Here is a 15,334-nt window from a genome sequence, read left to right on the forward strand (position 1 = left end):
AGCTATTCCCGCCCCGCCAGTGGATCGTGCTGCTTCCGCTGCCAGGCGGTCAGTTCTGCTTCGAGGGCGGCGCGGATCTCGGCGTACGACGGGTCGTCGGCGAGGTTGTGCTGCTCCCACGGGTCCTGCTCGAGGTCGAAGAGCTGCAGGTGGTCGGTGCCTCGGTCGCGTGAACGGTGGTAGCGGATCAGCTTGTGGCGGCCGGTCGAGACCATCCGCTGCACGTCGAGGTAGGCCGCGTGTACGTGAGTTCGTGAACCACCGTCCCGCCCGCCGGCGATCGGCGCCAGTTCGGCGGGCACCGGCGGACGCTCTACTCCGCACAGGTCCGCGAGCATCGGGAAGATGTCCGCCTGCCCGGCCAGCCGTTCCTCCGTAGCACCCGACGGCACGCCCGGGCCGGCGACCATGAGCGGGATCCGGACGCTGTGGTCGTAGAGGTTCTGCTTGCCCATCAGCCCATGCTGCCCGACCGCCAGCCCGTGGTCGCCCGTGTAGACGACGATGGTGTTGTCGGCGAGACCTGCGTCCGCCAGCGCCTCGAGGATGCGCCCGACGCCGTGGTCGAGGTGGGTGATCATCCCGTTGTAGTCGGCGATGTGCTGCCGTACCTCGTCCGGCGTCCGCGGGTGGGCGGCGAGCTCCTCGTCCCGCGCGTGCAGGTCGCCGTTGTCGAAGGGATGCTCGGCGAGGAAGTTCGGCGGCAGCTCGACGTCGGCCGGGTCGTACGTGTAGGTCTCCGGCGGCGTCCTCGGGTCGTGCGGTGCGGTGAACGCGGTGTAGCAGAAGAACGGCTCGTCGCCGGCGTCTGTCCGCGACCGCAGGAAGTCGATCGTCGCGTCGGCGAACACGTCGGTCGAAAAACCGTCGGCGGGATAGCTCGCGTCGTCGGGGTACTCCCCCGTCGGGTCGTAGTCGTGCACCGGCACCGCGTCGTGGTCGCTCATGCCGCCGAAGAAGACCTTCGCGCCGCCTGTGAACGAGCGCGCGTACGCCGCGCGCCCGTTGTGCCACTTGCCGATGCCGTACGTTCGGTAGCCGGCCTTCCCGAACGCCTCCGGCATCGTCGTCAACGCAGGATTGATCTCGTGAACGCCGGGCTCACCTGGCACAGTGCTCGCGGTGGCGCCGAACAACTCCACGCCGGTCATGAGAATCGCCCGGCTGGGTGCGCAGATCGCGCCCGTCATGCCACCTTGACAATGCGCCCGCAGATAGCGCGTACCGCGACCCGCGAGCGAATCGAAGGCCGGCGTACGAAGCAGCTCCGCACCCGCCACCCCGAACAGATCGTGGCGGTGGTCGTCGGCCATCAGGACAAGCACATTCGGTCTACTCGGCATGCCGTCCGACCCTACCTGTTGGAGGTATCTCGGCCTCTGGACCGAGATACCTCCAACAGCTCGACGAGGTCAGGAGGCGGCGTGCCGGGCGGACCGGTTGATCGCCGAGATGATGGCCTTCAGGGAGGCGCTGACGATGTTCGCGTCGATGCCGACGCCCCAGAAGACGTCGTCGCCCGCTTCGCACTCGACATAGGCGGCCGCGGTGGCGTCGCCGCCTGAACTGAGCGCGTGTTCGGCGTAGTCGAGGAACTTGATGTTGTAGCCCTGGCCCTGGATCGCGTTCACGAAGGCCGCGATCGGGCCGTTGCCCTCGCCGGTGAGCGTCTGCCGGATGCCCCGGTCGTAGATGTTCACCGTCAACGCGTCGTGCTGGCCCTGGGTGCTCGACGTGTGCACGGAGTTCAGCGCGAGCGGGCCCTCCTGCGAGAGGTACTCGTCGTTGAAGATCTGCCAGATCGTGTCCGGCGAGACCTCGCCACCGGACTCGTCGGTGTGCGCCTGCACCACGCGCGAGAACTCGATCTGCAGCCGGCGCGGCAGGTCGAGGTGGTGCTCGGCCTTCATGACGTACGCCACGCCCCCCTTTCCGGACTGCGAGTTGACCCGGATCACCGCTTCGTACGAACGACCGACGTCCTTCGGGTCGATCGGCAGGTACGGCGCCTCCCAGGCGTAGTCGTCCACCGGCACGCCGGCCTCCGCGGCCGAACGCTCCAGCGCCTCCAGGCCCTTCTTGATCGCGTCCTGGTGCGAGCCGGAGAACGCGGTGTAGACCAGATCGCCGGCGTACGGCTGGCGCGGCGGCACCGGCAGCTGCGTGCAGTACTCCACTGTGCGGCGGATCTCGTCGATGTCGGAGAAGTCGATCTGCGGGTCGATCCCCTGGCTGAAGAGGTTCATGCCCAGCGTCACCAGGTCGACGTTGCCGGTGCGCTCGCCGTGGCCGAACAGGCAGCCCTCGACCCGGTCCGCGCCGGCCATCAGCGCCAGCTCGGTCGCGGCGACCGCCGTGCCGCGGTCGTTGTGCGGGTGCAGCGAGATCGCCACCGAGTCGCGGCGGGAGATCTGGCGGGAGAACCACTCGATCTGGTCGGCGTAGACGTTCGGCGTCGACATCTCGACAGTCGCCGGCAGGTTCAGGATGATCTCGCGGTCAGGCGTCGGCTGCCAGACGTCCATCACGGCCTCGCAAACCTCGACCGCGAACTCCAGCTCGGTGGCGGTGAAGATCTCCGGCGAGTACTGATAGCCGAAGTTGACATCGCCGAGGTACTGCTCGGCGTACTTCATCACGTGCTCGGTGCCCGTCGTCGCGATCGCCTTGCATTCTTCGCGGTCGACGCCGAACACCACGCGGCGGAACAGCGGCGCGGTCGCGTTGTACAGATGGATGTTGGCGCGGGCGGCGCCCACCAGCGACTGCGCGGTGCGCTCGATCAGCTCCTCGCGGGCCTGGGTCAGGACGGAGATCGTCACGTCCTCGGGTACGAGGCCTTCCTCGATCACTTCGCGTACGAAGTCGAAGTCGGTCTGGGAGGCCGAGGGAAAGCCGACCTCGATCTCCTTGTAGCCCATCTTGACCAGCAGCTCGAACATCCGCCGCTTACGGGCGGGGCTCATCGGGTCGATCAGAGCCTGGTTGCCGTCGCGCAGGTCGGTCGACAGCCAGCGCGGGGCGACGGTGATCCTGGCGTTCGGCCAGGTGCGATCCGGCAACTCGACAGGCGGGAACGATTTGTACCGGGAGAAAGGCATGTTGCTCGGACGCTGATGATTGAACATGACGGGGTTCCTTCGCGGAAAGTTTGGCTTGGCCCGGAAGAATCAGAGCCTGGCCGGGGCGTCGAGCAGCTCCGCGGCGAGGAGCCCGGCCTGACCTAGGCCCCGCCGCGGCAGCGAAGAAGAAGTCCCACGTACCGCATCGTCGCTGAGACTAACACGTTGTTAGCCAGGCCGCTCGCGCCAGGGGGTCTGCGAGAACCGGACAAGTCCGCTCATTCAGGCGCGTTCAGGGGCGGTCCGGGCCCGATCCGACCAGGCGAAATTCCGTTGCGTGACGGGGTCTGGAAGCCCACGCTAGGTCCCGTGACCACGCTTAGCAGCGAGCTGACCAAGCTCGACCCGTACGACGACGAGGCCGTCGCCGACCTGCACCAGTTTCAGCTGGCGACAGAGCCGGTCGACCGGCCGTGGAACCCCAGTCCCCTGCTCAGCGACCTGACCGGCGACCTCCGGTACGGCTGGGACGGCGAGACGGGCGACCGCTGGTTGTTCCGCAACGGTGACGGCGCCGTGATCGGCGTCCTGTACTTCCAGCTGCCGCAGCGGGAGAACCACCACCTCGCTGACATCGGCGTGGCCGTTCGTCCGGACCACCGGCGGAAAGGGCTGGGCACCCGGCTGCACGAGGCCGGGCTCGAGCTGGCCCGCGCGAGTGGGCGGCGGCTGCTGGACGCCTGGACCGTCGACGCGGCCGGGCCGATCGGGTTCGCGGAGACGTTCGGGTATCGCCGGGTCTACGTCGGCGTGCACCGCCGCCAGGACCTCGCCGAGGTCGACTGGGAGCAGGTCGAGGTGCTGCGTCAGCAGGCGGTCTCGGCCGCTTCGGACTATCGCGTGCTGCGTTTCGTGGGCCGCGTACCCGACGACATGCTCGACGACGTGGCCGTGATGGCGTCGGCGATCAACGACGCCCCCACCGACGAAGCCGAGATCGACGACGACGTGATCGATGCCGCGCGGATCCGCGCGTACGAGGACGCCATGACGGCCCGGGGGCTCAAGCTCTACCGGCTGATCGCGCAGCGCGTCTCCGACGGCGAACTGGCCGGCAACAGCGTGGTCGCGGTCAACCCCGAACGCCTGGAGTGGGCCGAACAGCACGACACCTCGGTCGTCGCGACGCATCGCGGGCATCGGCTGGGAATGCTGTTGAAGGCGGAGATGATGCGCTGGCTCAACGAGTACGAGCCGAAGGTGCGCTACATCGACACCGGCAACGCGGAGTCGAACAACTTCATGATCAAGATCAACGAACAGCTCGGGTATCGGATCGTCAACCGCGGCCTGGGCTGGCAGAGGAAGATCGAATGACTGGTTCCCAGCCGAGCGGGGCGGAGCTGACCGAGCAGACCGGGATCGCGGGCCTCACCAGGCTCGACTCGTCCGACGACCAGGCGATCGCCGAGCTGGTGCGGCTCTACAACACGGCCGAAGCCGTCGACGAGCCGTGGCAGCCCGGATGGGTGCCGGGGCAACTGGCAGGCGCCGTCCGCCACGGCTGGGACGGTGAACCCGCCGACCGCTGGCTCCTTCGCGAGGACGGCTCCGGCACGTTGATCGGCGAGCTGCGGATCCACCTGCCGATGCGCGACAACCTGCACCGCGCCGGCATCGGTGTGCTCGTCCACCCCGATCACCGGCGCCACGGGCATGGCCGCCGGCTTCTCGAGTACGGTCTGGGGCTGCTCCGCGAGTCCGGTAGGCGGGTGGTCGGGACCGACACGGTCGACGCGCCGGGGCCGGTCGCGTTCGCCGAGCGGCTCGGCTTCACCCGTGCGTCCGTCGAGATCCAGCGCCGGCAGGACCTCGGCACGCTCGATCGCGAGCTGGTCGACGCGCTGTACGACGAGGCCGCTGAGGCCGCTGCCGGCTACGAGCTGCTCAAGATCGTCGGCCCGACGCCGGAGCACCTGATCGACGCGGTCGCCGTCATGACCGCCGCGATCAACGACGCGCCGAACGACGACATGGACGTGGAAGATCACGTCTACGACGCCGAGCGGATCCGCGCGTTCGACCAGGCGCAGGCCGGCTGGGCCAACCGGGTCTACCGGCTGATCGCCCGGCGCCGCTCCGACGGCGCGCTCGCCGGCCACACGATGGTCGGCGTTCACCCGGAGCAGTCCGAGTGGGGCGGCCAGTACGACACGTCCGTACTCAAGGAGCACCGCGGCCACAAGCTCGGCCTGCTGCTGAAGGCCGCGATGGTGCGCTGGCTCGACGAGACCGAGCCGCAGCTGCTCGCGATCGACACCTGGAACGCCGAGTCCAACAGTCACATGATCGGCATCAACGAACGCCTGGGCTACCGCATCGCCGGCCGGTATCTCGGCTGGCAGAAGGATCTCTCATGACCCACACCGAAGCGGCCCTGTCAGGGCTCACCAAGCTCGACCCATCCGACGATCAGGCGATCGCGGACCTGCATGCCATGCATCTGGCCGTACAGCCGGTCGACTGGCCCTGGGGCCCGGAGCCGATGCTCAGCCACCTGGCCGGCTCGATCCGCCACGGCTGGGACGGCGAGACCAGCGACCGCTGGCTCCTCCGCGACGACAGCGGCGCGGTGATCGGCTCGCTGGAGGTAAACCTGCCCGAGCGGGAGAACCTCCACCGGTTCGGGCTCGGCGTACTCGTCCGCCCGGACCAGCGGGGCAACGGGATCGGCACCAGGCTGTACGAGGCCGGGCTGGAGCTGGCTCGCCAGAGCGGCCGGCGGTTGCTGGGCGCCTGGAGCCACGACGCTGCGCACAGCATGGCCTTCGCGGAGAAGCACGGCTTCCGGCAGGTCGCGGTGTTCGTACACCGCCGGCAGAACTTCGAGGACGTCGACTGGGACCTCGTGGAGTCGCTGCGCCAGCGGGCGATCGAGGCCGCGTCCGACTATCGGCTGCTGCGCTTCGTCGGCAGCGTGCCGGACGACCTGGTCGACCAGGTGGCAGTGATGGCCTCGGCGATCAACGACGCCCCCACCGACGACATGGACGTGGACGACGACGTGATCGACGCCGCGCGGGTACGGGCGTACGAGAACGCGCAGGCCGCGTGCAACCAGACGTTGTACCGGCTGATCGCGCAGCGCAAGTCCGACGGTGAGCTGGCCGGCAACACGGCCATCGCGGTGCCCAGGGACCGTCCCGAGTGGGCCGACCAGCACGACACCTCGGTCGTGGCGGCGCACCGCGGGCATCGGCTCGGGCTGCTGCTCAAGGCCGAGATGCTGAAGTGGCTGGCCGAGGCGGAGCCCGAGGTACGGCACGTCGACACAGGTAACGCCGAGTCGAACAACTACATGATCAGCATCAACGAACAGCTGGGCTACCGCATCGCCTCGCGCGGGATCGTCTGGGAGAAGGAGCTCGCGTGACCGGCACGGAAGCAACGGGAGCTGGGGCGGCCGGCTCCGCCGAGCCGGCCGCGCTCGCTGAAACCGCCGGCGCGGCCGAGGCCGCAGCGCCCGGTGTGGCCGCCAGTGTCGCTGGGGTCGCTGGGGTCTCTGTGTTGGGCGGGCTGGCGAAGCTTGATCCGTCGGATGATCGAGCGATCGCTGACGTACTCGAGCTCACCAACGCGGCGCTCGCCGTGGACGAGCCGGAGGAGCCGCCGGCGTTGTTCGAGCAGTTGGCCGGCGTGATCCGGCACGGGTGGGACGGCGAGCCGGCCACACAATGGCTCTACCGCGACGGGAACGGCAAGCTGGTCGGCAGGTTCAAGCTCTTCCAGCCTGGGCGGGAAAACCTCCACCTGAACGGCGTCGACGTGCTGGTGCATCCCGAGCATCGGCGGCAGGGGCTCGGCACCCGGCTGTACGAGCAGGCGTTGCGGCTCGCTCGGGAGTCTGGGCGGCGACTGCTCACCGCCGAGACCGTCGACGCGCCGGGGCCGATCGCGTTCGCCGAGAGGTTCGGGTTCCAGCGTGGTGGCTCGGAGATCCAGCGCCGGCAGGACCTCGGTGAGGTCGACCACGAGCTGGTGGCGTCGCTGCGTAAACACGCCGCCGAGGCCGCCGCCGGCTACCGCCTGCTGCGGATCGACGGGCCGGTACCCGCTGAGCTGCTCGATGCCGTGGCCGTACTCACCGCCGCGATCAACGATGCGCCGACAGACGACATGGACGTCGAGGACCACGTCTACAACGCCGACCGGATCCGTTCGTTCGAGCGGGCGCAGGCCGGCTGGGGCCGGAGGCTGTACCGGCTGATCGCCCAGCGCATCTCCGACGGTGAGCTGGCCGGGCACACGATCCTCGCGATCGACCGGGAGCGTCCGGAGTGGGGCGACCAGTACGACACGTCGGTGCTGAAGGAGCATCGCGGGCACCGGCTCGGGCTGCTGCTGAAGGCGTCGATGCTGGAGTGGGTGGCCGAGGCCGAGCCGAAGCTGCGGTACGTCGACACCTGGAACGCCGAGTCGAACGCGCACATGATCGGCATCAACGAGCAGCTCGGGTATCGCATCGTTCGCCGCTATCTGAACTGGCAGCAGGAACTGTCATAACCTCGACAGCGGCTGGGCCAACCACCATATGATCCGGATCGACGCACAGCTCGGCTGCCGCGTGGTCGCGCGGTAGCTCACCTTTGGCAGAAGGGGCTTTGCATGACGGAGTTGGTGGAACTCGACCCATCCGATGACGCGGCGCTCGCCGAGTTGCTGGACCTCGGCAACGCGGCGGGCGCGGTCGACTCGCCGTGGAATCCGCCGCTGCCGCTCCACTACCTCGTCGCCGGGATCCGGCACCCGTGGCACGGGGATCCGTCGCGGTACTGGCTGCTTCGGGAGCGGTCCGGCGGCACCTTGATCGGCCGGCTCGTACTGAACCAGCCAGACAAGCAGAACCGGCACCTGGCCCGGATCGGTGTCGTGATCCACCCTTCGTACCGGCGCTCCGGCCACGGTCGACGGCTGTTCGAGCACGGCCGCGCGCTGGCCGCGTCGTCCGGGCGCCGGTTGCTGACCGCCCACGCCCTCGACATCGCCGCGGGCAACGGCTTCGCCTCCGCCCTCGGCTTCAGCCCGGTGTCCGCCGACGTTCACCGCCGGCAGGACCTCAGTACGGTCGACCTGGCGCAGGTTCGCTCGCTGCGCGAGTCGGCTGAGGCGGCCGCGTCCGACTACCGGCTGCTCCGCATCGTCGGGCCCGTACCCGACGACCTGATCGACGCGTACACCGTCATGTACGCCGCGATCAACGACGCGCCGACCGGCGACCTCGACATCGAGCCCACAGCGATCGACACGGAACGCGTCCGCGTCTACGAGCGTTCGCAATCCGCCCTCGGCGCGACGCTCTACCAACTGGTCGCCCAGCGCGTGTCCGACGGGGAGCTCGCGGGCCACACGGTGGTGGCGTACGACCCGGAACGCCCAGAGTGGGCGGGGCAGCACAACACCAGCGTCCTCGCCGCCCACCGCGGCCACCGGCTGGGGTTGCTCCTCAAGGCCTCGATGATCGAGTGGATCGTGGACGAGCTGCCGAAGGTGCGCTACCTCGACACCAACAACGCCGAGTCGAACTACCACATGATCCGGATCAACGATCAGCTCGGCTACAACGTCGTCGCCCGCTACGTGGCCTGGCAACAGCAGCTGCCGTCCTAGCCGCAGAACGCCCTGGCCCCGGAGCCCGGCCGCCCGCGTGTGCGCGGGCGTGTCTGAACAACGGTGGATCTGGTCTTGGTCGACACGCCGAGCTTGGCTTGGCGGGAAGGATCGATCATGGCCGAAACTCTGGAGCCTGTGGCGGATGAGGTGGATCAGCAGCAGCTGGCGGAGCGGTTGCTGGCGCAGGCCAAAGGAGCAGGGTCGATCTGGTGGGGCCGGGTGGGCTGCTGAGCCGGTTGGCCAAGCAGGTCCTGGAGACCGCGCTGGATGCGGAGATGACCGAGCACCTGGGCTACGGCAAGCACGAGGCAGCCGGCCGCAACGGCGGCAACTCCCGTAACGGCACCCGGACCAAGACGGTGCTGACCGATGCTGGCTGGGATCTGGGCCGGTGGAGATCGAGGTGCCACGTGACACCGACTCCAGCTTCGACCCGCAGATCGTGGGTAAACGGCAACGCCGGCTGTCGGGTGGGGATGAGATCGTGCTGTCGGTGCCGTAGACGGTCGGGCCAAGGGCCTGACCAGCGGTGAGATCGCGGCCCACTTCGACGACGTCTACGCCGCCAAGGTCTCCAAGTTCGGTGAGTTCGCCGATAAGTGGGGCGGCCAGTACCCGGCGATCATCCGGCTATGGGAGAACGCCTGGAGTGAGTTCGTGCCGTTCCTGGACTACGACGTGGAGATCCGCCGCGTCATCTGCTCTACCAACGCTGTGGAGTCCCTCAACGCCCGCTACCGGCGGGCTGTTCGAGCCCGAGGGCACTTCCCAACCGAGCAAGCCGCCCTGAAGAGTCTCTACCTCATCACCCGATCACCAGACCCAACCGGCCGGGACAGGGCACGACGGGCGATGAGGTGGAAACCAGCGCTCAACCCCTCCGCCATCACCTTCAAAGGCCGCATCACCCCAAGCGCCAACTAACCGACACCAAGACCGGATCCACCGTTAATCGGACAGTCCCGGGCGTGCAGGTGAGTAGCAGCGCGACTTCCGCCGCCAGCGGCGTGGCTCCCGCCAGCCCGCGACCCTGTGGTCGGAACGCCGATTGCTGTCGGCAGTCCGACGGGTCAATCACGTGCGGGAGAGCTTGGCGCGGCTGCGTCGATGACGTGGCGGCGCCGGAGGCCGAGCCGTGTCGAGCCGTGACGTCGACGGACAGGCGTGTCGGACAGGTGGCGGACCTGGGGACCAGCGGTGTGCGGATGGCGGGCTTGAGGTCTCCTGGAGCCGGTCGGCACGCGTGGCGCTGTCATCTGTGTGGGTCTGGCGGTGGTGGTTCTCCTCCTCCCGGTCGCGGGCGTGCGGTGGTGTTGGTGCGGCCCTCACGCGCTCGTTTGGGTGCGTGGGGTTGGTGCGGCGGCGGTCAGCGGCTCGCGGGTGTGCGTGGGGCGGTGGCTGCGGCTAGTTCAGGAACGGGTGGAGTTCGCGGAGGAGGGCTTGCGGGTTCTCTTCGGCGATGAAGTGACCGCATTCCTCGATCGCGCGGCCGTGGAGGGTGGTGGCGTAGGCGCTCCAGGTTTTGAGGACGTCGTGGGCTTGGGCCAGGCCGGCTGCGCCCCAGAGGGCCAGCACCGGCATGGATAGGCGGCGGCCGGCTTCGAAGTCGGTGTCGTCGTGGGTGGCGTCGTCGGGAAAGGAGGCGCGGTAGTCGGAGAACCCGGCTCGAAGGGCGCCTGGCACGGAGAAGGCGCGGACGTATTCGGCAACCGCATCCGCCGGCAGGCCGTGGCGGTTGTACGTCCAGTGCTCGAAGAAGTAGCCCAGGTACGCACCCACGTCGCGGCCGGCAAGCAGCTCGGGTAAGTCGGGCTGTAAGTGGAACAGCCAGTGCCAGTAGCCCGCCGCGCGCACGACGTCCTGGCGCCACATCTCGCGGGTCGGGATGATGTCGAGGACGGCTAGTCGCTCCACCTCTTCCGGACGGTCGAGTGCCCAGCGGTGGGCGACCCGGGCGCCGCGATCGTGGCCGACGACCGCGGCCGAGCCGAACCCCAGGACACGGAGCAGCTCCGACACGTCGCCGGCCATAGTGCGTTTGTCGTAGCCGGTCAGTGGCTTGTCGGTGCGGCCGTAGCCGCGCAGATCGGGTGCGATCACCGTGTGAGTGCGCGCCAGCTCGGGCAGCACCAGGCGCCAGCAGTGGCTGGTCTGCGGCCAGCCGTGCAGCAGGACGACAGGCGGGCCCTCGCCCGCGCGCTGATAGTGCATGCGCAGTCCGTCGACCAGCGCGACTCCCGACTCGACCATGATCAGAACCTCCGTCCAACTAACTGTCTTAGACAGTTAGAAAGATAACATGGGGCGGTGACATACGAATGGGTCTGGGACGGCGGCCGCCCAAGCCTTGACCTGATCAATACCTTGCGCGACCGCAAGCAGAAGCCGTACGACATGCTCCGGGAGCCGGCAGACCTCGCCACCTGGCTGACCTCGGCCGGCCTGCTCGCGACCAAACCCCCGGAGGTCACGCCAGCCGAGCTGGCCGGCGCCCGGCAGCTACGTGAGGTGATCGACGCCGCCATCCAGGCCGTCGTCTACGACAGGCCACCGAAACCAAAGGACGTCGAGCTGATCAACGACTGGGCCCGCCACGTCCCCACGCCGCGGCTCGAGGTCGGCGACGACGCGAAGCTGCGTAAACGGCAGAGCCCCGACCCCCTGGAGGCGCTCGCGCGCGTAGCCGTCGACGCGATCGAGCTGCTGGTCTCCGACGATGTACGACTGGTCCGGGTCTGCGGCTCCGGCACCTGCGGCCTGCGGTTCCTCGACCGCTCCCGCGCACGCAACCGCCAGTGGTGCTCGATGGCCCGCTGCGGCAACCGGGAGAAGGCGCGCCTCCACTACGCCCGCACCAAGTCCTTAGGATCGGCCACGTGAGCGAAACGAGGATCAGTCGCAGCGGGTTCGCGTGCCTGGCCGGCCGGCCCAACACCGGCAAGTCGACGTTGACCAACGCGCTCGTCGGCCGGAAGGTGGCGATCGCCTCGTCGCGGCCGCAGACCACCCGGCACACGGTGCGTGGCATCGTGCACCGCCCGAACGCCCAGCTCGTCCTGGTCGACACACCTGGCCTGCACAAACCGCGCACGCTGCTCGGCGAGCGGCTGAACGCCCTGGTGCTCACGACGTTGAGCGAGGTCGACATCGTGGGCGTCTGCCTGCCCGCGAACGAGAAGGTCGGCCCCGGCGACCGCTACCTCGTCAACGAGATCGCGAAGGTACGCCGCAAGCCCTCGGTCGCGATCGTCACCAAGACCGACCTGGTGGACAGGCAGCGGCTGGCCGAGCATCTGATCGAGGTCCAGCAGCTCGGCGAGGCCGCCGGCGTCACCTGGAACGAGATCGTGCCGGTGTCGGCGGTCGACGGCACGCAGATCGAGCTGCTCACCGACCTGCTGATCCCGCTGCTGCCGGAGGGGCCCGCGCTCTATCCGGACGGCGAACTCACCGACGAGCCCGAGGAGGTACTCGTCGCGGAGTTGATCCGGGAGGCCGCGCTCGAAGGCGTCCGCGACGAGCTGCCGCACTCGATCGCCGTGGTCGTCGAGGAGATGGGCCTGCGGGAGGGCCGCCCGGACGACCGCCCGCTGCTCGACATCCACGCCAACCTCTACATCGAACGTCCCAGCCAGAAGCCGATCGTGATCGGGCCACGCGGCGCGCGCCTGAAGCAGGTGGGCACCAACGCGCGCAAGGAGATCGAAGGGCTGCTGGGCACCCCGGTCTACCTCGACCTGCACGTCAAGGTCGCCAAGGAGTGGCAGCGCGACCCCAAGCAGCTGCGCAAGCTCGGCTTCTAGAAAACGCCCGGGCCCAGCCTGCGCAGCTCGTCGCCCACGAACCCGACGAACGCCGGGTTACAGGACGGGTCGAGGCCGCGCTGCTCCGCCTGCTCCACCGCCAAGTAGGTCAGGAGCGCATCGAGCCTGGCGAACCCGGCCGGCGGGCGCAGCAACCAGAGCCTGTCCGGCGGGCGGGGCGCGATGCCCACCCGCTCCAGGTCGCGGTTGGCGCCGGCCTCCAGGTCACGGCGAAGCTCCTCCTCCCACGGCACCCTGGACACCGGGTCGGACGGACTGGAGCGCCAGTTGGTGGCGTACCGCGTCGACCGGTCCGGCACCCACGTACGCAGCTCCGCAGGCCACACAGCCGGCAGGAAGACGTACATCGGCGCGTCGGGCGCGAGCTCCCAGCCCTCCCCCACGAGCTGCCGCACCTCCGGCAGGTCGGCAGGCTCCAGCTCCGAGCGGCCCGCATGGCCACCGGCCACCGGATGCGGTGGCTCGCCGAGACCCCAGTCGTGCCGGACGGACGTCACGACGTACGGACGGTCTCGGCCACCTGACCGTCGGCGCCGGCACGGAAGACTGGGATGCCGGCGCCACCCAGATCGCTCACCGCGGCCACATCGTCGGCCGCCAGCGCGGACGCGTCGGTCACGACCGCGGCGGCCTCCAGCCCGTCAGCGCCGCTCGAGACCGCCAGCGCCACCGCCACCTGGAGGGCCGACAGTCGCAGCGACGGCAGGTCGACCGACGTGCCGGCGTACGTACGGCCGTTGGTGTCGCGCACCGCAGCGCCCGCGGGCGCTCCGTTGCGGGCCTTGGTCGCGCGCGCCAAGGTCAGGATCTTCGCGTCTTCGGGATCGAGGTTCTGGCTGCCTGCGTTCACGCGGACCAGTCTCCCAGCGGGAATGTTCGTTAGCACTCTCGCGTTGAGAGTGCTAGAAACCGATCGACGGGGATGACCCGCCGGGCCGGTTCCTGACCAACACGTTGAGGAGGGAATCAGTCATGGCACTGAGAGTTTGGGATCCGTTCAGCACTCTGGCTCGCCTCGACCGCGAGGTAGACGAGTTGTTCCGCCGCACCTGGACGCCGGCACGTACGGCCGCCGGCCGGCGCGCGCAGGGCAGCTACGTTCCCGCCGTCGACATCGCCCGGGACGGCGACGACGCCGTGCTCACGCTCGAGCTCCCGGGCGTCGACGTCGAGAAGGACGTCGAGGTCGAGGTGGCGTCCGGCCGGCTGACCATCTCGGGCAAGCGCGAAGAGCGCACCAGCACCGAGAACGGCGGCACGACGGTACGTGAGCTGCGCTACGGCTCGTTCCGGCGCGAGTTCGCGCTGCCGGACGACGTCAAGGCCGACGCCGTTACCGCGAGCTACGACAAGGGCCTGCTCGAGGTCCGGATCAGCGGCGCCGCCCGCCCGGCCGTGGAAGCCCGGAAGATCCCGGTCCTGAGCGGCTCGAGCCGCCCGGCCGTCGAGGCCAACCCGGAGAGCTGACACCCCGAAGGCGAAACGCCCGCCCGAGCCGCCCCGCTCGGACGGGCGTTTCTTCGTTCCTAGAGACCCGCCTTGTAGAGCAGGCGGTTCGGGGACCCGGTGCCCGCGCTCGTCACCACACCGGTCGTCGCGTTGCTGACGATCCAGGACGAGACCTGTGCCGGCGTGTACGACGGGTTTGCGCCCAGCACCAGCGCCGCCACGCCCGCGACGTGCGGCGAGGCCATCGAGGTGCCCGACAGCGTGGCCGACGCGGTGTTGCTCGTGTAGTACGACGACAGCACGCTCACGCCAGGCGCGAACACATCGAGGCAGCTGCCGTAGTTGGACCACGACGGCTTGGCGTCGGTGTTGCTCGTCGCACCAGTCGTGATCGCCGCAGGTACGCGGGCCGGGCTGCGGTTGCACGCGTTCGTGGTCTCGTTGCCCGCCGCCACCGCGAACGTGACGCCCCGGTTGTTGACGGCGTTCGTGACCGCGTTGTCGATCGCCGTGCTGGCACCGCCGCCGAGGCTCATGTTCGCCGCGGCCGGAAGGACGCGGTTGTTCGCGACCCAGTTGATGCCGTTGACGACGCCGGTCGTCGTGCCGCTGCCGGAGCAGTTCAGCACGCGCACCGCGACCAGCCGGACGCTCTTGGCCACGCCGTACGTCGAGCCACCCACCGTCCCCGCGACGTGTGTGCCGTGCCCGTTGCAGTCATCGGCGGAACCGCCGTCAACCGCGTCGTAACCGCTGGTCGCCCTGCCGCCGAACTGGTTGTGGCTGAAGCGGATCCCGGTGTCGATCACGTAGACGCGGACGTTCGATGCCGTCCCGGTGTAGGTGTAGCTCGCGCTGAGTGGCCGGTTGCGCTGGTCGATCCGGTCCAGGCCCCACGGAGGGCTCGACTGGGTCGTGTCGATGCCGAACACCTGGTCCTGCTCGACGTACGCCACTCTCGGATCGGCTGCGACCCGCCTCGCCTGGGTGGCGGTTCCGGTGAGGTGGAAGCCCTTGAGCGCGCCGGACCAGGTCTCCTTCGCATCGCCGCCGAACCGGCCGGCGAGGTCGGTCGCCGAGCTTCGTACCGCCGACACCGGCAATGTCTTGTCCTTCAGCACGACGAGATAGCTGCCGGAAACGGCCGTCGGGCTGCTCGCGTAACGGATCGCGCGTTCGGGTGCCGAAGACGCCGCGCTGGCCATTCCGGTCGCACCGGCCGTCGTGATCAGGGCCAGCACCAGGCCGGCCACGAGGGTGCGTGGCCGCGGTCCGCGCAGAGTCGAAACGACTCTTGTCATGTCGTTCCCTTCGCATGTACGTGGGAGT

General features: G+C 69.1%; 14 protein-coding genes and 1 pseudogene. 9 read left to right on the forward strand and 6 right to left on the reverse strand.

The annotated features are described in order from the left end of the window. Positions 1-2: 2 nt before the first annotated feature. Together ACYVF6_RS03765 and leuA are read right to left on the reverse strand one after the other, a co-directional pair. On the reverse strand, positions 3-1,343 hold the full coding sequence (locus tag ACYVF6_RS03765; protein WP_460515746.1) for a sulfatase-like hydrolase/transferase: 1,341 nt from the start codon (positions 1,341-1,343) through the stop codon (positions 3-5). Positions 1,344-1,412: 69 nt separating this feature from the next. Further along, the gene (leuA, locus tag ACYVF6_RS03770) at positions 1,413-3,101 is read right to left on the reverse strand and encodes a 2-isopropylmalate synthase (protein ID WP_460515748.1); all 1,689 of its coding nucleotides are present in this window, start codon (positions 3,099-3,101) and stop codon (positions 1,413-1,415) included. Between the two features lie 330 nt (positions 3,102-3,431). Between leuA and ACYVF6_RS03775 the strand changes: the two genes are divergently transcribed. From ACYVF6_RS03775 to ACYVF6_RS03800, 6 genes and pseudogenes are all read left to right on the forward strand, one after another. Next, positions 3,432-4,439 (forward strand): GNAT family N-acetyltransferase, encoded by a 1,008-nt coding sequence (locus ACYVF6_RS03775; RefSeq protein ID WP_460515750.1) that lies wholly within the window; start codon positions 3,432-3,434, stop codon positions 4,437-4,439. Next, positions 4,436-5,482, forward strand: coding sequence for a GNAT family N-acetyltransferase (locus ACYVF6_RS03780; protein WP_460515752.1), 1,047 nt, complete (start codon positions 4,436-4,438; stop codon positions 5,480-5,482). Before ACYVF6_RS03775 ends, ACYVF6_RS03780 begins: the two co-directional genes overlap by 4 nt. Beyond that, a complete protein-coding gene (locus tag ACYVF6_RS03785; RefSeq protein WP_460515754.1) occupies positions 5,479-6,495 on the forward strand; it encodes a GNAT family N-acetyltransferase in 1,017 nt (338 codons plus the stop codon). Before ACYVF6_RS03780 ends, ACYVF6_RS03785 begins: the two co-directional genes overlap by 4 nt. Beyond that, positions 6,492-7,625 (forward strand): GNAT family N-acetyltransferase, encoded by a 1,134-nt coding sequence (locus ACYVF6_RS03790; RefSeq protein ID WP_460515756.1) that lies wholly within the window; start codon positions 6,492-6,494, stop codon positions 7,623-7,625. The genes ACYVF6_RS03785 and ACYVF6_RS03790 overlap by 4 nt, the downstream gene beginning before the upstream one ends. Positions 7,626-7,727: 102 nt before the next feature. Then, positions 7,728-8,729 (forward strand): GNAT family N-acetyltransferase, encoded by a 1,002-nt coding sequence (locus tag ACYVF6_RS03795; RefSeq protein ID WP_460515758.1) that lies wholly within the window; start codon positions 7,728-7,730, stop codon positions 8,727-8,729. 117 nt (positions 8,730-8,846) lie between these two features. Then, positions 8,847-9,656 (forward strand): annotated as a pseudogene (locus ACYVF6_RS03800) (transposase). A 480-nt stretch (positions 9,657-10,136) separates the two neighbouring features. Here ACYVF6_RS03800 and ACYVF6_RS03805 read toward each other — a convergent pair. After that, positions 10,137-10,982, reverse strand: a complete 846-nt coding sequence (locus ACYVF6_RS03805) for an alpha/beta fold hydrolase (RefSeq protein WP_460515760.1) — start codon at positions 10,980-10,982, stop codon at positions 10,137-10,139. 57 nt (positions 10,983-11,039) lie between these two features. Between ACYVF6_RS03805 and ACYVF6_RS03810 the strand changes: the two genes are divergently transcribed. Beyond that, the gene (locus ACYVF6_RS03810) at positions 11,040-11,612 is read left to right on the forward strand and encodes a CGNR zinc finger domain-containing protein (RefSeq protein WP_460515762.1); all 573 of its coding nucleotides are present in this window, start codon (positions 11,040-11,042) and stop codon (positions 11,610-11,612) included. Continuing rightward, positions 11,609-12,535, forward strand: a complete 927-nt coding sequence (gene era / locus ACYVF6_RS03815; RefSeq protein WP_460515764.1) for a GTPase Era — start codon at positions 11,609-11,611, stop codon at positions 12,533-12,535. Before ACYVF6_RS03810 ends, era begins: the two co-directional genes overlap by 4 nt. Here the strand turns inward: era and ACYVF6_RS03820 are convergent. Continuing rightward, positions 12,532-13,053: a DUF5956 family protein gene (locus ACYVF6_RS03820; protein ID WP_460515765.1), complete on the reverse strand. Its 522-nt coding sequence runs from the start codon at positions 13,051-13,053 to the stop codon at positions 12,532-12,534. The genes era and ACYVF6_RS03820 overlap by 4 nt on opposite strands. Then, positions 13,050-13,406, reverse strand: coding sequence for a cytidine deaminase (locus tag ACYVF6_RS03825; RefSeq protein ID WP_460515767.1), 357 nt, complete (start codon positions 13,404-13,406; stop codon positions 13,050-13,052). The genes ACYVF6_RS03820 and ACYVF6_RS03825 overlap by 4 nt, the downstream gene beginning before the upstream one ends. Before the next feature lie 122 nt (positions 13,407-13,528). Between ACYVF6_RS03825 and ACYVF6_RS03830 the strand changes: the two genes are divergently transcribed. Then, entirely contained in the window at positions 13,529-14,023 is a 495-nt protein-coding gene (locus ACYVF6_RS03830) for an Hsp20/alpha crystallin family protein (protein WP_460515769.1), read from the forward strand. A gap of 59 nt (positions 14,024-14,082) precedes the next feature. On the opposite strand, the gene ACYVF6_RS03835 is transcribed toward ACYVF6_RS03830, so the two are convergent. After that, complete coding sequence (locus tag ACYVF6_RS03835) at positions 14,083-15,306, reverse strand: S8 family peptidase (RefSeq protein WP_460515771.1); 1,224 nt, start codon at positions 15,304-15,306, stop codon at positions 14,083-14,085. Positions 15,307-15,334 lie beyond the last annotated feature (28 nt).

It is taken from the genome of Flindersiella endophytica (assembly GCF_054779015.1).